The organism is Ensifer sp. Root954 (genome assembly GCF_001429005.1).
Lineage (GTDB): Bacteria > Pseudomonadota > Alphaproteobacteria > Rhizobiales > Rhizobiaceae > Ensifer > Ensifer adhaerens.
In genome coordinates this window covers 23162-42450 of sequence record NZ_LMJM01000024.1, presented here as the reverse complement: position 1 = coordinate 42450, position 19289 = coordinate 23162, and the positions used below count along the sequence as shown (strand labels likewise).

Here is a 19289-nt window from a genome sequence, read left to right as displayed (position 1 = left end):
TCCTCACAGCTCCATTGCTGGGTCTCAGGGAGGAATGACCATGTTGCATCAGAAGATCGTCGAAAGCCCGTTCAAACAGAAATACGGCAACTTCATCGGTGGCGAATGGCGCGAGCCGGTGGCCGGCCGCTACTTCGACAATACGACGCCGGTGACCGGCGGTGTGCTTTGCCAGGTGGCGCGCTCGGATGCCGCCGATATCGAGCTGGCGCTCGATGCTGCCCATGCCGTCCGCGAGAAATGGGGCCGCACCTCGGCCGCTGAGCGTTCCAACATCCTGATGAAGATCGCCGGCCGGATGGAGGACAATCTCGAACTGCTGGCGCGGGCCGAGACCTTCGACAACGGCAAACCGATCCGCGAGACCATGGCCGCCGACATTCCGCTTGCCATCGACCATTTCCGCTACTTCGCCGCCTGCATCCGCGCCCAGGAAGGTTCGATCGGCGAGATTGACCATGACACGGTCGCCTATCACTTCCACGAGCCGCTCGGCGTCGTCGGTCAGATCATCCCCTGGAACTTCCCGATCCTGATGGCCGCCTGGAAGCTGGCGCCGGCACTTGCGGCCGGCAACTGCGTCGTGCTGAAACCGGCCGAGCAGACACCGGCGTCGATCCTCGTCTGGGCGGAGCTGATCGGCGATCTCCTTCCGGCCGGCGTGCTCAACATCGTCAATGGTTTCGGTCTCGAAGCCGGCAAGCCGCTCGCCACCAGCCCACGCATCGCCAAGATCGCCTTTACCGGCGAGACGACGACCGGGCGGCTGATCATGCAATATGCCAGCCAGAACCTTATTCCGGTGACGCTGGAGCTCGGCGGCAAGTCGCCGAACATCTTCTTCGCCGATGTGCTCGCCGAAGACGACGACTACTTCGACAAGGCGCTCGAAGGCTTTGCCATGTTCGCGCTGAACCAGGGTGAGGTCTGCACCTGCCCGAGCCGCGCACTGGTGCAGGAGAGCATCTATGACCGCTTCATGGAACGGGCGGTAAAGCGCGTCGAGGCGATCCGCCAGGGCAATCCGCTCGACAGCGCCACGATGATCGGCGCGCAGGCGTCGAGCGAACAGCTCGAAAAGATCCTATCCTACATCGATATCGGCAAACAGGAAGGCGCCGAGGTGCTGACCGGCGGCGGCCGCAACGTGCTCGAAGGCGAGCTGTCGGAAGGTTTCTACGTCAAGCCGACCGTTTTCCGCGGGCACAACAAGATGCGCGTGTTCCAGGAGGAAATCTTCGGGCCTGTCGTTTCGGTCACCACCTTCAAGACCGAGGCCGAAGCGCTGGAGATCGCCAACGACACGCTCTATGGCCTCGGAGCCGGTGTGTGGAGCCGCGATGCCAACCGCTGCTACCGCTTCGGCCGCGAGATCCAGGCCGGGCGTGTGTGGACCAATTGCTATCACGCCTATCCGGCGCATGCGGCCTTCGGCGGCTACAAGCAGTCCGGCATCGGCCGCGAGACGCACAAGATGATGCTCGATCACTACCAGCAGACCAAGAACATGCTGGTGAGCTACAGCCCCAAGGCGCTCGGCTTCTTCTGATCGGATCTGCCTTCCCCGCCGCCTGGGGAAGGCGACAGGAGCGGGAGGGAGGGTGTTCTCCTCCTTTCCCTCTCGCTCGATCAACGGCTGAGGCGTGCTCTCCACCCGCGCCTCAGCCGGCTTTTTGCAGAATGCTCTCGAACAGTGAGGCTCGCGAATGTTCACTGAACTCATAGGATCCAGCGGAATCGGCGAACCCCGCGTGCTTGCAACCGATGCGGCGCTCGGCTTCATCGCCGAAATCCGGCGGGATCACCCCGATATCCTGTTTCACCAGTCCGGTGGCTGCTGCGACGGCTCGTCGCCCATGTGTTATCCGGCCGATGACTACATCGTCGGCGACAATGACGTGAAGCTCGGCGAGATCGGCGGCGTGCCTGTCTATATCAGCGCCAGCCAGTTCGAAGTGTGGAAACACACGCAACTGATCATCGACGTGGTGCCGGGCAGGGGCGGCATGTTTTCGCTCGACAACGGACGGGAGAGACGTTTCCTGACGCGCTCCCGGCTCTTTGGCGGCGGCGAGGCCTGTGCCGTGGTTTTCCGTGGACGGTGAGCTGCGGAACTATGTCCGCTCCCGCATGACTTTTGCCGCCAGGTCCAGAAAGGCCCGCAGTTTTGGCTGTGTCTGGGCCTTGGCGGGGAAATAGATGAAAAGACCTGGCGACGTCGGCAGATAGGCTTCGAGCACCCGTTCGAGGCGGCCGCTCGCAACGGCGTCGCGCACCGAAAGATCCGGCAGATAGGCAAGCCCGGTGCCGGCCTCCGCCATCTCCATGAGCATCTGAAAATCATTGACGGTGAGGGCGCCCGGAGCATCGACCGAGACGTCGCGCCCCTCGCGCTCGAACTCCCAGCGGTAGATCGTGCCGGATCCCGGATAACGATAGCGGACGGCTTCGTGGCGCGTCACGTCCTCGGGTGTCGACGGCCGCCCGTGCTTGACGAAATAGGAGGGCGAACCGACCACGGCCCACGTGATGTCAGGCGTCAGCCGCACGGCAATCATGTCGCGCTCGACCGCTTCGCCGATGCGCATACCGGCATCGAAGCCGTGTTCAGTGATGTCGACGGCCGCATCGTCGATGGAGACTTCGACGGAAACGTCCGGATAGGCCTGGCGAAACCGCGGCAGGAGCGGCGTCAGCACCAGCGGGATGGCCATGCGCGGCACGGTCAGCCGGAGATTGCCCATGGGCCGGTCGCGAAAATCGCCGAGCAACTCATAGGCGTCGGCGATCTCGGTGGCGGCGGGACGTACGCGCTTCAGGAAGGCGAGGCCCGCCTCGGTCAGAGCAACGCGCCGGGTGGTGCGCACGAAAAGCTGGAGGCCGAGACGGGCTTCGAGTGCCCTGATCGTCTGGCTGACGGCATTGGGCGTGACGCCGAGCGTCGCCGCTGCTGCGGTGAAGCTCTTTGCCTCTGCCACAGCCAGAAACTCTCTCAGTCCGTTGAAAGGGTCGTTCGCCATCCGTCGATTATGAAGCAATTCTTCCAAGCCTATCAAGAGAGCGGTGGTTTTTCATAGCAATCCACTCCGGCATGATCTGTCCAACGGCAACCTGACTTTCAGAGGATGGAGATCGACATGCAATATACGACGCTTGGAAATACCGGTCTGGTGGTTTCGCGCCTCGCCTTCGGGGCGATGACGTTTACTGCCGGCGACCGCAGCCTCGGCGCGGTCTACAAGACCGATGCCGAGGCTGCCGACGCCCTTGTCGGGCAGGCGCTCGATGCCGGCATCACTTTCTTCGACACGGCCGACGCCTATGCCTCCGGCCAATCGGAGCGGATCCTGGGTGCGGCGCTCAAGTCCCGTCGCGACGAGGTGGTGATCGCCACCAAGGTCGGTTTCCGCACCGGCACGTCGCTCAACCAGGCCGGTCTGTCGCGCCGTCACATTCTCCGGTCGGTCGACCAGAGCCTGAAGCGCCTCGGCACCGACTGGATCGACACCTATATCGTCCACAAGGAAGACCCGCATACGCCGCTTGAGGAAACGCTCGCAGCGCTCGACGCGGTCGTGCGCTCCGGCAAGGTACGCTATATCGGCTTTTCCAACTGGTCGGCCTGGAAGGTGGCAGCGGCCCTCGAAATCCAGAAGGCCAACGGGCTGGCGCCCTTCACCCACGGCCAGATGCACTATTCGCTGCTCGGCCGCGACGTCGAGCGTGACGTCATTCCGATGATGCAGCGCTATGGGCTGGGGCTGACGGTCTGGAGCCCGCTGGCTTCGGGCTTCCTTTCGGGCAAGTACACCCGCGACAATCTCGGCGATCCGGACAACCGCTATTCCGGCTTCGACATTTTGCCCTTCGACAAGGAGCAGGGCTTCAAGCTGGTGGAGCGCATGCGCGGCATCGCCGGCGAACATGGGGCGAGTGTCGCCCAGGTGGCGATCGCCTGGCTGCTTTCGAAGAGGGCGGTGACCAGTGTGCTGCTCGGCGCTTCCAAGCCCCACCAGTTGAAGGACAATCTTGGCGCCGCCGATCTCGCTCTGACGGCGGCGGAGATCTCGGCGCTCGATGCCGAGACCGTGCCGGCGCCTGTCTATCCCAACTGGTTCATCGACAATCTCGTCGACCAGCCGCTGGCCCAGGCGTTCGGGGAGTAACCGCGTCCCGCAACGAAAAACGCCGGCGCGTGTGGCGCCGGCGATTTGGAAATTCGGGCGTTCCGGACGACCTCAGTCGAAGAGGCTCGATACCGACTCTTCCTGGCTCGTGCGGCTGATGGCTTCGCCGAGCAGGCCCGCGGTCGAGATGACGCGGATGTTGTGGGCTGACTGGACGGCGGTCGTCGGCTGGATCGAGTCGGTGATGACCAGTTCCTTCAGCATCGACGAGGTAACGCGGGCAACCGCGCCGCCGGAGAGAACGCCGTGGGTGATGTAGGCGGTGACGCTGGTCGCGCCGTTCTTCAAAAGCGCCTCGGCCGCGTTGCAGAGCGTGCCGCCGGAATCGACGATGTCGTCGATCAGCAGGCAGTCCTTGCCCTTCACGTCGCCGATGACGTTCATGACTTCGGATTCACCCGGACGATCGCGGCGCTTGTCGACGATCGCCAGCAGACAGTCGAGACGCTTGGCAAGCGCACGGGCGCGTACCACGCCGCCGACGTCCGGCGAAACGACCATGACGTTCTTCAGGTCGTAGTTTTCCTTGACGTCGCGCGCCAGGATCGGGATCGCATAGAGGTTGTCGGTCGGGATGTCGAAGAAGCCCTGGATCTGGCCGGCATGAAGATCGAGGGTCAGCACGCGGTCGGCGCCGGCTTCGGTGATCAGGTTGGAGACCAGCTTGGCTGAGATCGGCGTGCGCGGACCGGGTTTGCGGTCCTGGCGGGCATAGCCGAAATAGGGAAGCACGGCAGTGATGCGGCGAGCGGAGGAGCGGCGCACCGCGTCGATCATGATGAGCAGTTCCATCAGGTGATCGTTGGTGGGAAACGAGGTCGACTGGATGATGAAGACATCCTCGCCGCGTACGTTTTCGCCGATCTCGACGAAGATTTCCTGATCGGCGAAACGGCGTACCGTCGCTTTGCCGAGAGGCAGGTTGAGATAGTTGCAGATCGCTTCGGCCAGGAGCCGGTTCGAATTACCTGCGAAAACCTTCATTGACGGACCGCCTTGAGCTGGCGCGGTCACCGTCCGGTACTTTTCCGGCAGCGGTGTTTTCCGCGCAGATTCCGAGAGCCATTCCAATCGCGGTCATTCTTTGCGGATGGCCGCCGTTCAGAGCTGATCGGCCGCTTTTTAGCGAGACTGAACTTGAATGCAAGGGGAATGCTGCGCCGCGAAGGCCAATATCCTAAAAACTTTGTGTCAACCGGCTTGAGATTGCCGCCATTCGAGATAGGCGTCGATGGTTTTCGTCGCAATTCCCTGCATGGTTGTGTCCGGAACGCCACTCCACAAATCCGTGCCGCCGCCGGGAACCTGATCCTGTCCTTGGATGCGGTGCAGGCGGTTGCCGCTGCCGTCGAGCACGTCCCAAACATAAACGACCGTCGTCTTGTCGCCGTCCTTCAGCGCCGAGAAATAGCCTTTGAGGATATGCTCGCTGCTGGCGTCCGCCGAGCCCTTGATCGTCAGGCCGCGGGCGCGAGCGTCGGCACCGAGCTGTTTGGAAAGCGGTGTCACCGCCTGGACCGGTGCGCCGATGATCGGCAGGAAGCGGATCGTGCCGCTCGCGGCAGCACTTGCCTTCGGCAGGGCGGCGACGGTCGGCTGGCTCTGGATTTCTTCGGCCGCGGCCGCCGCCTGCTGAACGGGCGTGTGCTGTATTGGCGCCTGTTCCACCGGTGCCTGGCGGCTCTCGATCGTGTTCTGGACGGGCTCGGAACCGGCGGCAAGCCGGCTTGCCTGTCCCTCGAAGGTGCCGGCCGGATCGGTATAGGTCGCGTCGCCGGTGGCATAGGCCGTCGGTGTGTTCGACGGAGCCGGCTGAGGCGAATAGGCGGTGGTCTGGCTGACGGGTTCGCGCTGTACCGGCGCCATCGCCGTCTGCGTCGACATGGCGTCGAGGTCGGATTGCGTCACTGGCGGCGAGCGGAAGGTTCCCCCGCCGACGTCAACCTGTGGCGTCAGCATCTCGGTGCTGTTGCAGGCGGCGAGCGCAATGGCGAGGCCAAGAGCTACGATGGGCGTGGTGAGCTTTCGCATGTTCAAACCGTCCGTCCGTTTCTTCGCGGCAGTTTCCTGAAACGTCTCCTGTCGTCTGCCATTACGAACGCAAGTCTAGGCGGATTTCCCTAAGCAGAAATGAAGTCCAGGCCGTAACGCGACAGCGCGCGCGGCGTGTCTGTCGTGGTGAGGTAGGTCTGGCCAAGCGTCATGGCGGTGCCGCTGTCGGAATCCATAATGATCATGTGCACGAACAGCGACATGTTCGGCTCGATCTCCTGGGGATTGCCGAGGTGGAACATCTGCTGCTCCATCCAGGAGGGGGAGAAGCGGGCGCCGAGCGAATAGCCGCAGGCGTTCAGCCGGTGGCGGGCAAGGCCGCGTTCGTCCATGATCCTGGCGTGCACGTCGAAGACGGTGCCGAAGGTGTTGCCGGGGCGAAGCACCATCTCGATCGCCTGGATGGTTTCGCGGCAGGCGCTGTAGAGTTCGCGATGGCGATTGGTCGGCTCGCCGATGACGACGGTGCGCATCATCGCCGCATGATAGTGAGCACTGACGCCGGCCCATTCCAGCGTAAGCTGGTCCTGGCTGTCCAGCAGGCGCCGTCCGGACTTGTAGCGGCAGAGCAGCGCATCGGCGCCGGAGCCGATGATGAACTCGTTGGCCGGATAGTCGCCGCCGCCGGCAAGGATCGTTCCCTGCATCGCGGCCAGAATGTCGGCCTCGTTGCCGCCAGGACGAATGAGGGGCAGGGCGGCATCGAGCGCGTCGTCGGCAAGGCTTGCGGCCTTTTCGACATGGGCGATTTCCGCCTCGCTCTTGATCAGGCGCAGGCGGCCGACCAGATGCGAGGCGTCGATCAGCTCGCCAAAGGTCTGTAGCTGCCGGTCGATCAGCCGCGCGGCGCGGCCGGTCATGCCGTGGGTGTCGTATTCGATGCCGATGCGGCAGCCGAGCAGGTCGAGTTCGCTCAAGAGGTTCTTGAGATCCATGGTCGGGTCGGCATTGGCCCGGTCGACCCAGATCTCGATACGCTCGATATTCGATGTATGACGGGCCTGGCGCAGGTCGGCCGAGCGCGTCAAAAGCACCATCGAGCCGTCCTTCTTGACGACCAGCGTCTGGAAGAAGCAGTAGCCGAAGGTGTCGTAGCCGGTCAGCCAGTACATGCTCTCCTGGGCGAAAAGCAGCACCGCGTCCAGCTTCTCCTCGCGCATCTTCTCCGTCAGCCGCTCGAGACGGCTTGCATATTCTTCCTGGGCAAAGTGAAGCGCCATGTCAGGTCCCTCGTATGCAAATGGCGGAAATCTGTCGGCCGTAGTCCGGTTCCTGCCTGTGGGTCGTGCGCCGATAGGAGAAGAAACGCTCCTCGTCGGCATAGGTGCAGATGTCGAGATTCTCGGCGGCAACGCCCGCTTCGACCAGCCGTTTGATCGTCAGCCCTGGCAGGTCGAACATGGCATGGCCGTCGCGCTCCGAAGGCCGGAAGAAAGTGGCGTAGCTTTCGTTCGCCGCGACGAAGCGTTCTACGAACTCGGAGCCGACCTCATAGTTCCGACGGCTGATCGACGGGCCGAGGCAGGCGACGATGCGCTCGCGCTGCGCGCCGAGCGAAACCATCGTGTCGATGGTGCTTTCGAGCACGCCACCGAGCGCGCCCTTCCAGCCGGCATGCGCGGCACCGATGACGTTGGCTTCGGCATCGGCAAAGAGGATGGGGCCGCAATCGGCCGAGAGCACGCCGAGCACGATGCCCGGCGTTGCCGTCACCAGCGCATCGGCCTCGGGGCGGGCGCCGTCGTAGCTTTCGTCGACCACCACGGCGTCTGGGGAATGGACCTGGTGCACGGTCGCCAGGCGCTCTGGCGAGGCGCCGAACCAGCGGGCGACGCGGGCGCGGTTCTCGTTGACATGGGTACGCTCGTCCTTGGAGCCAAGCCCGACATTGAGGCCGCGATAGATCCCTTCGGAAACGCCGCCTGTTCGGGTGAAATAGCCATGGGCGATTGCCGGTCCGGCCTTCTCGCTGAAAAGCGAGCTTTGCACAGGAGAGAGCGCGGCGTCATGCTGCATTGGTATATTCGCCTTTGCTTTATCAGGAAAATCAATGGGTTTGGGCGCGCGCTCCGGCCCGGCGACTGGCTCTTGATTTGCCGGCGCGATGTTGACCCGCGACGGCAGGGCTGTCAATTCCCGAACGGCAGGGGTGCCGTCGGGTGGAGGTTCAAGCCTTCGGTTTGCGGAACGGCGAGAGCGGCACCGGCGGGCTGCTGACGGCCAGGACCTTGAACAGTTCGCCCATCTTTCCGGCGCCTGCGCCGGCAAGCCTCTCGACGTCCTGGCGGATGGTTTCCTGCGTCAGCGCATCCTTGTCGCGGCCAAGGGCCGCGGCGCGTTCCAGAAGACCGAGGCCGACCAAAAAATCGCCCTGGTGGGCAAGACCGTTGATCTGCACATCGTCCGTCTTGGCGCGGCGGGCGAGTTGCTCGAAATCGACGTGGCTGGTGAGATCGGCGCGGCCGGGGCTGGCGAACGGCGGATCGTATTCGTGATCGCGCACGGCCTGCAGCGTATCGCCATAGCCGGTAGCCATATGGCCATAGTCGATGATCACGGCGGTGCCGCCGCTGATCTTCAACCGTTCGCAGAGGGCCGACATGACAGCGTCGCGGGCGGGAGCAATCTCGAAGATCGTGCCTTCGGCAACACCCTGCGCCGGCGTCGGAAGAAGCTCGGGATCGATGCCGGCAACGCCGGCGGCAAAGGTCAGTTCGTCCGTGGCATCAAGCCCGACCATGCGCTCGCGGAAGCCTTGCGCCGTGCGCACGAACTGCCGGATCGGAATGGCGTCGAAAAGCTCGTTGGCGGCAAGCAGCAGGAAGCCTTCCGGCAGGGTCTCGAAGCTCGTGTGCCATTCGACCTTGTGACCATGGGCGGCGAGCGTTTCCGACTGCACCTTACGCAGCCGTTCGCTGGTTTCGACGAGATGCACGCCGGCGGAAGCATAGAGATCAGGTGCCAGGCGGCGCACGACGCGCAGCATGTCGGCCATCATCGTGCCGCGGCCGGGGCCGATTTCAGCAATCACGGCGCCCTCAGGCTTGCCGTGCTGCTGCCAGGCATGGACGAGGAAGATGCCGATCATCTCGCCGAAGAGCTGGCTGATCTCCGGCGCCGTGGTGAAGTCGCCTTCCTTGCCGAAGGGCTCGTGCACACGGTAGTAGCCGTGCTCCGGATCCGCCAGGCAAAGCGAGAAATAATCGGTGACGCTGATCGGCCCGTGGGTCTTGATCAGCGCCTTGATCTTGTCCGCAAGTGGTGTCGTCATGCCTTCGTCCAATTCGCGGGGCGGCGGCCGGAATAGCCGCGCGCCCTTGCCCCATCCGCTCTCAGGTGGCTGCGCGCCGCGCCCGGGCAATGGCCCAGATGCCGGCGAGCGCCATTGGCAGCGACAAAAGCATGCCCATGGTCAGCCAGCCACCGACAAGATAGCCGATCTGCGCGTCCGGTTCGCGGAAGAATTCGACGAAAATGCGGCTCAGGGCATAGCCGAGCACGAAGATGCCGGTGACGAGCCCCGGGGATTTCAACGCGTGACGACGATAGATGAACCAGGCGAGGACGGAGAGCAGGACGATACCTTCAAGGGCGGCCTCGTAGAGCTGGCTCGGGTGGCGGGCGAACGGACCGCCGGTCGGGAATACGATCGCCCAGGGCATCGACGAGAGGCGGCCCCAGAGTTCGCCGTTGATGAAGTTGGCGATACGACCGAAGAACAGGCCGATCGGGACGACGGCGGCGACGATGTCGAACAGGCTCCAGATAGCGATCTTGTTCTTGCGCGCAAACAGGATCATGGCGAGGGTCGTGCCGAGGAAGCCGCCGTGGAACGACATGCCGCCGTTCCAGATTTCCAGCGCGCGGATCGGATTGGCGAGCACTGAGCCGAGATCGTAGAAGAGAATGTAGCCGATGCGGCCGCCGAGCACGATGCCGCCGGCGGCCCACAGCAGGAAGTCGTCGAGCTGCTGCAGCGTGATGGCCGGCTTGTCGTCCCGCCAGAGCGAGGCGTTCATCGCCAGGCGCCGGGCGTAGAACCAGCCGAGGAGAATGCCCGCCACATAGGCGAGCCCGTACCAGTGGATGGCCAGCGGGCCGATCTGGACGATAACGGGGTCGATTTCGGGGAAGGGGAGGATGGCGAGGCGGGTCGCTAATGTTTCCAATTTATTGTTCTCGTGCCGGGCCGGTTGTTTCGGCGGACCATGGCGAGCGATTTCACCTCGGTCAAGGGCGGCAATGCGCGCCCCGGACACAGGGTCGTGAAGGGAGCCGTGATGGCGCGCGTGATTTTTCTTGCATCGCGCGGCCGGTGACCCTACCTGAAACCCATGGACCGCATCGCGCCTTTAGAGGCGATGGCTGATATGGAGATCGCGACGATGAGCACAGGCACCAACCGCATCCTGGATGACTTTGCCAAGCTGATGACCGATGCTGCCGGCGCCGCTCAAGGCGTGCGCCGCGAGGTTGAAACGGCCTTCCGGGCGCAGGCGGAGCGGGCGCTGAATTCGCTCGACGTCGTCAAGCGCGAAGAGTTCGAAATGGTCAAGGAAATGGCCATCAAGGCGCGCGAGGAAAACGATGCGCTTCTGGCCCGTATTGAGGCTCTCGAAGCGCGTCTCGTCGATACGGGCAAGTAACGCGATTCCCTTGAAATAACGGCATTTCAGCGTTTTTACTTCGCCCGCGGACCTCATCTGCGGGCGTTTTGCTGTGGTTCAGCCGCATAGGTCTGAAACGGCATGATGGGTGGTTAATAAAACCTGAAAAGTTTTCCACCTGTGGACACTGCCAAAAAACCCTTATGGCAGAGTCAGTTAAGCTCAACCGCTTCATTCACATGACAACGTGGACGCGATTGTTCACGGCTATTTTTGGGCCGAGGGGCTGGCAGCCTGACTCCGCCATTATACACTGATTTTAAATGATGATTCGAAACGAACCACGTAAGCTCCGGGCAGGGTAAGTCAGCCAGGATGGATGTGAGTTCAGCAATCATACGTGTTTGTAATCGGTGTTGGGTTTGCGGCGTTGCGTCTTGTGAGCGTGATGACGCATGCCCGTGCCACACCTATGCAGGGTGATGCATGAGCCTTTTGGAAATGGAAGTCGAGCGCCAATCCAACCCGGTCGATATGATCGAGTTCGTGGCTGCCAATAACGACTGGTCGTTCGAACGATCCGGCGAAGACGAAATCGCCATGACGGTCGAAGGCAAGTGGGCGGACTACCACGTTTCCTTCTCCTGGATGGAGGAATTCGAGGCGCTGCACCTGGCCTGTGCCTTCGACATCAAGGTGTCGGAAAGCCGGGTCAACGAAGTCATCCGTCTGCTCTCCCATATCAATGGGCAGGTGCTGATGGGCCATTTCGATTTGTGGCGCCAGGAGGAAGTGGTGATCTTCCGCCAGTCGCTGCTGCTTGCCGGCGGCGCCGAGCCCACCAACCAGCAGGTCGAAGTTCTGCTTTCGAGCGCACTCGACGCTTGCGAATCCTATTATCAGGCGTTTCAATTCGTCGTCTGGTCCGGCATGGACGCGCAGCGCGCCGTCGATGCCGTCCTGTTCGAAACGGTTGGAGAAGCCTGATCATGACGAACGCCGCTTCCGGTCCCATCGTGCTCGTCGGCGCCGGCAATATGGGCGGCGCTATGCTTTCGGGCTGGCTGAAGAGCGGCGTTAAAGGCGCGAACGTTCTCGTCGTCGATCCCGGCCCGCCGCCGGCCATGGCGCAGCTGATCTCCGACAACGGCGTGACGCATGCGACCTCGGTACCGTTGGGTGTCCAGGCGGGTGTGATCTTCCTTGCGGTCAAGCCGCAGGTGATGGACGCCGTCTTGCCGCCGCTGAAATCTCTCGTCGGCCCGGATACCGTCATCGTTTCCGTTGCTGCCGGCAAGACGCTTTCCTTCATCGAAGCCCATCTCGGTGCCGCGGCGACCGTGCGCGCCATGCCGAATACCCCGGCCATGATCGGCCGCGGTGTCACCGGCGCCTTTGCCAATGCCCGCGTCAGCGATCAGCAGCGCGCTCAGGTTCATGATCTCCTGAAGGTCAGCGGTCCGGTCGAATGGGTCCGCACCGAAGCCGAGATCGATGCGGTCACCGCCGTTTCGGGCAGCGGTCCGGCCTATGTCTTCTACCTCGTCGAATGCATGGCGGAGGCGGGCCGCAAGGCCGGCCTTGAGGCGGACCTCGCCATGCGGCTCGCGCGGGAAACCGTCGCTGGGGCTGGCGAACTTTTGCACCAGTCGCCTGACGAAGCCGCGCGGCTGCGCCAGAAAGTGACCTCGCCCGGCGGCACGACGGCTGCGGCACTGTCCGTGCTGATGGCCGACGACGGCATGCAGCCGCTGTTTGACAAGGCGATCGCTGCGGCGCGCGAGCGCGCGGAAGAACTCGCAGGCTGAATATTGAATTCGGCTGGCCCCATGTTGGGCCGGCATGGCGCCTGGCCTAAGGGTTTCGCGCCGGGGAAGCGCCGGCGCAGGCCCCGTGATCGCGGCTTGGCTGGCGATTGACGAGACTTCTCCAGAATGCGCCGATCGCGCGGCGGCAGAGGTCGCCGATCGCGATGCTGCGTTGACTCCGAGCCCAGGAATGCAGCTCATAACTCATCGGTAGACTGCTGCTCGGCTGCTTGCCCATTTCCGTTACCCCTCAAGCTTCGCTGTCTGAGTTCCGGTCCAAGCTACAGCCTGTCGCTCGCGGCGATAATCCATGTTAAATTCCGTTTATCTGTGACGAAATGGAATAGATGGATGGATCGACAGGAAGCCATGGCGGTGTTTCTCGCTGTCGTCGAGGAGGGAGATTTCTCGGCGGCGGCGCGGCGGTTGCGCATGACGCCATCGGCGGTCAGCAAGATCGTCGGCCGGCTGGAGGCGCGCCTTGGCGTGCGCCTGCTGCAGCGATCGACGCGCAGCATCAGCCTGACGAGCGAAGGCAGTGCCTATGCGGAATCGAGCCGCCGCATCCTCGGCGACATGGAAGATGCGGAGGTTGCGATCCAACCGGGGGCGGTGCCGCGCGGGCGGTTGCGGGTGAGCCTGCCCAGCGCCTTCGGTCATCGCCTGATCGTGCCCATGCTGCCTGATTTCATCGAACGGTTTCCGGAGATCGACCTGGAACTCGATTTCAGCGACGCGGTCGTCGACCTCATGAACGGTGAGGCGGATGTTGCGCTGCGGGTCGCGGAGCAAAGCGACAGCACGCTTGTGACGCGGCGGCTCGCACCAAACCGTCGCGTCATCTGCGCTGCACCCGCCTATCTCGAGCGGCACGGCGCGCCGCAAACGCCTGACGACCTGCAGCGGCATGTCTGCCTTGCCATCACCGCCCGCGGCCGTCTCAACGTTTGGGAATTTCAGGATGGCAACGGCCGGCGTGCGATCCGTGTTCGTGGCTCAGTCGAAGCCAACAGCACCGAAGCGCTCCGACGGCTTGCGCTCGCAGGCATCGGCATCGTGCGCCTTTCCGAACTGCTCGTGGGCGGGGATATCAAGGCGGGATTGCTGGTGCCGCTTCTGACCGGCAGCAACTATGCCGAGGCAGAGCCGATCACGGTCGTCTATCCGCACCGGCGATTCTTGCCGCCACGCGTGCGTGTTTTCATCGATTTCCTTGCCGAGCAGTTCGCGCGTCGCCCATGGGAGGAGGCCAGATTTCGCGGGGAGCCCGCCGAGGCCGCCGTGCTTCCGAAATCTCGCCCGATGCTTTAATCCACCTCCTCGGATAAGATTTCACATAGGGAATGACGATGGCTGAAACTATTGAATTTGCTGATTTCGAGCGCGTGGACATTCGCGTGGGCACCATCGTCGAGGCCGAACCGTTTCCGGAAGCGCGCAAGCCGGCCATCAAGCTGAAAATCGATTTCGGCCCGGAAATCGGCATAAAAAAGTCATCAGCGCAAATCACGGTGCATTATCGTCCGGAGGATCTCGTCGGGCGGCAGGTGCTGGGCGTTGTCAATTTTCCGCCGCGCCAGATCGGACCTGTGCGCTCTGAAGTGCTGACGCTGGGCTTTGCAGACGAGGCCGGTGCGATCGTGCTGGCTGCCACCGAACGGCCGGTCCCCAACGGCAAGAAATTGATGTGATCCCCATGAACATTGCTTTCGAAGTGATCCCCGAGCGCGTCAAGGTGTCCTGCCTTTGGCGCGCCGCCGATGCCGCGCGCGACTGGCGCGCAAGTCATGTGCTGTCGCTGCTCGATCCCGAATTGCCGGATGCCAACGTGCCCGTGATTGCGGACGCCAGCCACCGGGTCGTGCGCATGCGCGACCAGGAAAACCCGACCGCCACCCAGCATTTCCCGGATCTGGTGCTCGAAGTTTTCGAGGCGATGCGCCCGGCGGCCGAGCATGCTGAGAGCCGCATTCTCGTGCATTGCCATGCCGGCGTCAGCCGCTCGACGGCCTTTGCCTATGGTCTGATTGCGCATCAGCTTGGCGCGGGACGAGAGGACGAAGCCTTCCGGGCGCTCTTGGCGATCACCCGCAAGCCCTGGCCGAACCGTCGCATCATCGAAATCCTCGATGCCGCCCTTGGCCGCGGCGGCCGGCTGCTCGCGCCGCTCGATGTCATGCGCGCCCGTCATCCGCGCCGTATCGACGCCTGGCACCGTTTCAACGAACGACGCGGCCTGACCTCGATCTACCAGCGCTGACGGGCTCAACTCTCCGGCAACAGCATCTCGGCGTAGCGCTTGAGTGAGCGGTTGTAGCGGGGGAGGTGCCGTGACAGGCTGCCGAGCGCGAGTGCGGCCGCCTGTTGCGCCTGGCCGGTATCGACGAGGCAGAGCGCCAGGAAGGCGACGACCGCATCGTCGAGTTCGTCCGATGGCTTGTCCCGCTCGGCGGTAAGCAGGGCGACACCTTCTTTGGCGCGGCCGAGATTGCGCAGGGTGCTGGCGAGCTGGATGGTGGCCCGTCGGCGGCGAATTCCCTGAAGACCGTTTTCCAGCGCCTGCCGGTAGAGCGGCTCCGCCTTCATCTCATGGCCGGTCGAATCCTGCGCCGAGGCTCTTTCGAACAATCCGATGGCATGTCCTGCCGGCAGTTCGGCGGCAAGGGCATCGATGCGGGCGATAAAGGCGTCGCTATCTGTCGGGTCGAAGGTTGCCCAGAGTTCGGCCAGCCGTCGCTCCCAGTCAGCCCAATCGATGGCGTCTACCATGGCCCGTTCCCCTTAGCCCATTCGTGGCCAGAAGTGGCCCGCCCGCGCGGGAACGTCAAGCCGGGACGCGCACCGTTGCCCTGAGGCCGCCGAGCGGGCTGTCGCCAAGCGTGACGTTGCCCCCGTGGCTGCGGGCGATATCGCGGGCGATCGCCAGCCCGAGGCCGGTGCCGGAACTGTCGAGATTGCGGGCTTCGTCGAGGCGGAAGAACGGCTTGAACACATCCTCGCGCGAACGTTCGGGAATACCTGGGCCGTCATCGTCGACGGTGATGGTGAGCCACTTGGCACTGTGGCGCGCATCGATCTTGACAGTGTTGGCGTAGCGGTAGGCGTTCGAGGCGATGTTGGCGACGAGACGGGTGAAGGCGTTTGGCCGCACGCGGATATCGTCTTCCCCCTCGATGGATGTGGTCAGGGTCTTGCCGAGCAGTTCGGCTTCAGCGGCGAGCCGGGTCATCAGGTCGCTGAGTTTCAGCTGGCCGACGTCCTCCTCCGCTTCGCTGCGGGCGAAGGCCAGATAGCCTTCCAGCATGTTCTGCATGTCATCGACGTCCTGGTTCAGGCCTTCGAGATCGGGGTTGTTGCCGGCAAGCGCCAGCTGCAGCTTGAAGCGGGTGAGGATGGTTCGAAGATCGTGGCTGACGCCAGTCAGCATCGCGGTGCGCTGCTCGATCTGGCGTTCGATGCGCTCGCGCATCTGGATGAAGGCGAGGCCGGCGCGGCGGATTTCATCGGCGCCGCGCGGCGCGAAGTCGTCGATCTTCTGGCCCTTGCCGAAGCTTTCGGCCGCCTTGGTCAAGGCCAGGATCGGGCGGATCTGGCCGCGCAGGAAGAGCACCGCGATCGTCAGCAGCACCAGCGAGGCCGCCACCATCCAGACGAGGAAGATGTGGGTGTTGGAAGCGTAGGCCTGGTTGCGCCGGGCATAGACGCGCAGGATGCGGCCGTCATCGAGCTTGATGCGGATCTCGACGAGCTTGGAGTTGCCGACCGTATCGATCCAGAAGGGGCGGCGGACCTGGTTGGAAATCTCTTCGCCGAGGATCTGGTCGAGGATTTCGAAGAAGGGGCTGGGGCGCGGCGGCGGCAGTTCGCCGGGCGGGTCCACGGAGATACTGAGATCGAGCTGATCGCGCGCGATGCGGATGATCTCGGAGATGTCGCGGTCGGCAGGGAACGTGTCGATAAGATCGACGATCGCGGCAATGTCCCCGGTGACGGCGGCCGACAGGCGCTGCGTCACCAGCTGCCAGTGGCGCTCCATGAAGATGAAGGCGACCACCGACTGCAGAAGCACCATGGGAATGATGACGATCAGCAGCGAGCGGGCGTAAAGCCCCATGGGCAGGCGACGGCGCAGCCAGCGGGTGAACCGCCTCCAGGCATTGTCGTTCGCCCCGGATGCGCCGTGCTCTATGCCGTCAAAGCTTGCCATGGTTTGCCGCGCTCATGGGAAGGGCTGCCATTTCAGTCCACGCTCAGCCGGTAGCCGATGCCGCGCACCGTCTGCAGCCAGACGGGGTTGGATGGGTCGTCCTCGATCTTGCGGCGCAGGCGGTTGATCTGCACGTCGATCGTGCGCTCGCCGACCTCGGCATCGTCGCCGATCAACTCGTGGCGTGGGATCGTTTCGCCGGCACGTTGCGAAAAGAGTGTCATGATCTCCTGCTCGCGGTCCGTCAGGCGGATGTGATCGGCGCCACGACGCAGCTCCTTGCGCACCACCGAGAAGGTGTAGGGACCGAAGATCACCTGGTCGACCTTGGGGGCCTGGGCCGGCTGGTTGCGGCGCAGGATGTTGTTGATGCGCAGCACCAGTTCGCGCGGGTCGAAGGGCTTCGACAGATAATCGTCGGCGCCGGCCTCGAGACCCTCGATGCGGGAGTTGGATTCCGCCAGGGCCGTCAACATCAGAATCGGCACGGTCTTGATTTGCCTGAGGCTCTGGGTGAGCGAAATGCCGCTTTCGCCGGGCATCATCACGTCGACGATCAGAAGGTCGAAGTCGAGGCCGACGAGCTTGCGGCGGGCTTCGTCCGCATCGGACGCGGTCGTCACGCGAAAACCCTGTTCGACCAGGTAGCGGTTGAGCAGATCGCGGATGCGCCGGTCGTCGTCAACGACCAGAAGGTGAGCCGCATCGTCCGAGACAGTCGCTTTTGTCGTCATTCCACGCTTCCCAAGTTGCAGGCCAGACCCGCGCTACGGCGGGCGTCAGTCTGCGGCGTTGTTCTTCATCCCGGCGAGAAAGCGCTTGACCGTTTCGCGCGCGCCCGGACCGGTTCTTGCCAATGCATCGGCTATGCGGCGGGACTGTGGCTCGGCAAGCGCACGCGCCAGTGCCTGGCCTTCTTCCGTCGTGTAGAGCATACGCTGGCGCCGGTCTTCAGGGCCGGTTTCCTGGCGAATATACCCGGAGTCGATCAGTTGCTTCAGCACCCGGGCAAGGCTCTGCTTGGTAATCTTCAGCGTGTCCAGGAGGTCGGCGACCGTCATGCCCGGCTCGCGGTCGACAAAGTGCACGACGCGGTGGTGCGCCCGTCCGAAGCCGCTCTTTTCCAGGATCGCATCCGGGTCGGAGGTGAAGTCGCGATAGGCGAAGAAGAGCAGCTCGATGATCTCGAAATCGATCGTATCGTCATCGGCGGCGGCATCGTTCAGATACCGGGTGTTCTCTTTGGATTGGCCGGCCACGCGGTCATTTCCTTTCAGCCTGATTGCAACTTGCGAAACATTCGAAAAAATATGTCAGCTTTGTTGACATATTTTTACCATAGCATTAGCGTCCATGCTCGGTAAGCGAGACATTTGGCGTTGGCAACATCTGAAAGGATATGCCGTGCCGTTCCGATCGCAAATCCAAAATCACGAAATTGAATTTTCCCTCAATCAGTTTGCCGATAGACTGAAAGCAGGGCGATAATCAACTAAGAATGGCGCGCATGCGCCGGAGGATGACACCATGGCAGCGGTTCCTTTTGATCAGTTGGACGGACAGATCTGGTTCAACGGCGAGTTCGTCGCGTGGAAGGATGCCAAGATTCACGTGCTGACCCACGGCCTGCACTATGCCAGCGCGGTCTTTGAGGGCGAGCGCGCCTATGGCGGGCGCATCTTCAAGCTGACCGAGCACAACCAGCGCCTGCATCAGTCCGCCGAAATCCTCGGCTTCAAGATCCCTTATTCGGTGGAGGAACTGGACGCAGCCAGCGTCGAGCTTCTGAAGCGTCAGGGCTTCTCCGAGGCCTATGTGCGGCCGATCGCCTGGCGCGGCAGCGAGAGCATGGGCGTTTCGGCGCAGAACAACCGCATCAACGTCGCCATCGCCATCTGGCAGTGGGGCAGCTATTTCAACCCGGCCGAAAAGCTCAAGGGCATCCGGCTCGATATCGCAGAATATCGCCGCCCGGATCCGCAGACGGCACCTTCGAAGTCGAAGGCCGCCGGCCTCTACATGATCTGCACCATCTCCAAGCATGCGGCCGAGGCCAAGGGCTATGCGGACGCGATGATGCTGGATTACCGCGGCCGCGTGGCCGAAGCGACCGGTGCCAACATCTTCTTCGTCAAGGACGGCGTCATCCACACGCCGGTGCCGGATTGCTTCCTCGACGGCATCACCCGTCGCACGGTGATCGAGCTTGCCAAGCGCCGCGGCTATGAAGTGGTCGAGCGGGCGATCATGCCGGAGGAACTGTCCGGTTTCAGCGAATGCTTCCTCACCGGCTCGGCCGCCGAAGTGACGCCGGTTTCCGAAATCGGTCCTTTCCGCTTCACGCCGGCGACGATCTGCGAAACGCTGATGAACGACTACATGAAGGAAGTCTATCCGGTTGCCGCGGCAGCCGAATAACGGCATCCGG

Annotated in this window: 21 protein-coding genes; 10 read left to right on the top strand and 11 right to left on the bottom strand. The window is 63.1% G+C overall.

The window, feature by feature from the left end:
- The first annotated feature begins 40 nt into the window (after positions 1–40).
- Positions 41–1549 (top strand): aldehyde dehydrogenase, encoded by a 1509-nt coding sequence (adh, locus tag ASE71_RS18095; protein ID WP_034788758.1) that lies wholly within the window; start codon positions 41–43, stop codon positions 1547–1549.
- A 157-nt stretch (positions 1550–1706) separates the two neighbouring features.
- The gene (locus ASE71_RS18090) at positions 1707–2105 is read left to right on the top strand and encodes a DUF779 domain-containing protein (RefSeq protein WP_060518715.1); all 399 of its coding nucleotides are present in this window, start codon (positions 1707–1709) and stop codon (positions 2103–2105) included.
- A gap of 9 nt (positions 2106–2114) precedes the next feature.
- Here the strand turns inward: ASE71_RS18090 and ASE71_RS18085 are convergent, their stop codons facing one another.
- Complete coding sequence (locus ASE71_RS18085; RefSeq protein WP_060518714.1) at positions 2115–3020, bottom strand: LysR family transcriptional regulator; 906 nt, start codon at positions 3018–3020, stop codon at positions 2115–2117.
- Positions 3021–3137: 117 nt separating this feature from the next.
- Between ASE71_RS18085 and ASE71_RS18080 the strand changes: the two genes are divergently transcribed.
- Positions 3138–4166, top strand: coding sequence for an aldo/keto reductase (locus ASE71_RS18080; protein ID WP_060518940.1), 1029 nt, complete (start codon positions 3138–3140; stop codon positions 4164–4166).
- Positions 4167–4238: 72 nt separating this feature from the next.
- Here ASE71_RS18080 and ASE71_RS18075 read toward each other — a convergent pair whose 3' ends face one another.
- From ASE71_RS18075 to lgt, 6 genes are all read right to left on the bottom strand, one after another.
- Positions 4239–5171, bottom strand: coding sequence for a ribose-phosphate pyrophosphokinase (locus ASE71_RS18075; protein WP_034788749.1), 933 nt, complete (start codon positions 5169–5171; stop codon positions 4239–4241).
- Positions 5172–5378: 207 nt separating this feature from the next.
- A complete protein-coding gene (locus ASE71_RS18070) occupies positions 5379–6218 on the bottom strand; it encodes a hypothetical protein (RefSeq protein ID WP_060518713.1) in 840 nt (279 codons plus the stop codon).
- Positions 6219–6307: 89 nt separating this feature from the next.
- Entirely contained in the window at positions 6308–7459 is a 1152-nt protein-coding gene (locus ASE71_RS18065) for a M24 family metallopeptidase (RefSeq protein ID WP_034788744.1), read from the bottom strand.
- A gap of 1 nt (position 7460) precedes the next feature.
- Entirely contained in the window at positions 7461–8255 is a 795-nt protein-coding gene (pgeF, locus tag ASE71_RS18060; protein ID WP_034788741.1) for a peptidoglycan editing factor PgeF, read from the bottom strand.
- Positions 8256–8406: 151 nt separating this feature from the next.
- Positions 8407–9510, bottom strand: coding sequence for a class I SAM-dependent methyltransferase (locus ASE71_RS18055; RefSeq protein WP_060518711.1), 1104 nt, complete (start codon positions 9508–9510; stop codon positions 8407–8409).
- 61 nt (positions 9511–9571) lie between these two features.
- Entirely contained in the window at positions 9572–10408 is an 837-nt protein-coding gene (lgt, locus tag ASE71_RS18050; RefSeq protein WP_034788738.1) for a prolipoprotein diacylglyceryl transferase, read from the bottom strand.
- Positions 10409–10624: 216 nt separating this feature from the next.
- On the opposite strand from lgt, the gene ASE71_RS18045 reads away from it, so the two are divergent.
- The 6 genes from ASE71_RS18045 (at position 10625) to ASE71_RS18020 (ending at position 14914) form a co-directional block, all read left to right on the top strand.
- Positions 10625–10885, top strand: coding sequence for an accessory factor UbiK family protein (locus ASE71_RS18045; RefSeq protein WP_034789034.1), 261 nt, complete (start codon positions 10625–10627; stop codon positions 10883–10885).
- 447 nt (positions 10886–11332) lie between these two features.
- Positions 11333–11833: a YbjN domain-containing protein gene (locus ASE71_RS18040; protein WP_034788736.1), complete on the top strand. Its 501-nt coding sequence runs from the start codon at positions 11333–11335 to the stop codon at positions 11831–11833.
- 2 nt (positions 11834–11835) lie between these two features.
- The gene (gene proC / locus ASE71_RS18035; protein WP_060518709.1) at positions 11836–12654 is read left to right on the top strand and encodes a pyrroline-5-carboxylate reductase; all 819 of its coding nucleotides are present in this window, start codon (positions 11836–11838) and stop codon (positions 12652–12654) included.
- Positions 12655–13005: 351 nt separating this feature from the next.
- Positions 13006–13965, top strand: a complete 960-nt coding sequence (locus ASE71_RS18030) for a LysR family transcriptional regulator (protein WP_060518707.1) — start codon at positions 13006–13008, stop codon at positions 13963–13965.
- Positions 13966–14003: 38 nt separating this feature from the next.
- A complete protein-coding gene (locus ASE71_RS18025) occupies positions 14004–14345 on the top strand; it encodes a tRNA-binding protein (RefSeq protein ID WP_034789031.1) in 342 nt (113 codons plus the stop codon).
- 5 nt (positions 14346–14350) lie between these two features.
- The gene (locus tag ASE71_RS18020) at positions 14351–14914 is read left to right on the top strand and encodes a protein-tyrosine phosphatase family protein (RefSeq protein ID WP_034788722.1); all 564 of its coding nucleotides are present in this window, start codon (positions 14351–14353) and stop codon (positions 14912–14914) included.
- Between the two features lie 5 nt (positions 14915–14919).
- On the opposite strand, the gene ASE71_RS18015 is transcribed toward ASE71_RS18020, so the two are convergent.
- From ASE71_RS18015 to ASE71_RS18000, 4 genes are read right to left on the bottom strand one after another with little or no spacing between them, the layout of a single operon-like run.
- Positions 14920–15423: a tetratricopeptide repeat protein gene (locus tag ASE71_RS18015; protein ID WP_060518705.1), complete on the bottom strand. Its 504-nt coding sequence runs from the start codon at positions 15421–15423 to the stop codon at positions 14920–14922.
- Between the two features lie 55 nt (positions 15424–15478).
- Entirely contained in the window at positions 15479–16861 is a 1383-nt protein-coding gene (locus ASE71_RS18010; protein WP_034788716.1) for an ATP-binding protein, read from the bottom strand.
- 32 nt (positions 16862–16893) lie between these two features.
- Entirely contained in the window at positions 16894–17595 is a 702-nt protein-coding gene (locus ASE71_RS18005) for a response regulator (protein ID WP_043618070.1), read from the bottom strand.
- 45 nt (positions 17596–17640) lie between these two features.
- Positions 17641–18120: a MarR family winged helix-turn-helix transcriptional regulator gene (locus ASE71_RS18000; RefSeq protein WP_034788710.1), complete on the bottom strand. Its 480-nt coding sequence runs from the start codon at positions 18118–18120 to the stop codon at positions 17641–17643.
- 268 nt (positions 18121–18388) lie between these two features.
- On the opposite strand from ASE71_RS18000, the gene ASE71_RS17995 reads away from it, so the two are divergent.
- The gene (locus ASE71_RS17995) at positions 18389–19279 is read left to right on the top strand and encodes a branched-chain amino acid aminotransferase (RefSeq protein WP_060518703.1); all 891 of its coding nucleotides are present in this window, start codon (positions 18389–18391) and stop codon (positions 19277–19279) included.
- The last annotated feature ends 10 nt before the right edge of the window (positions 19280–19289 follow it).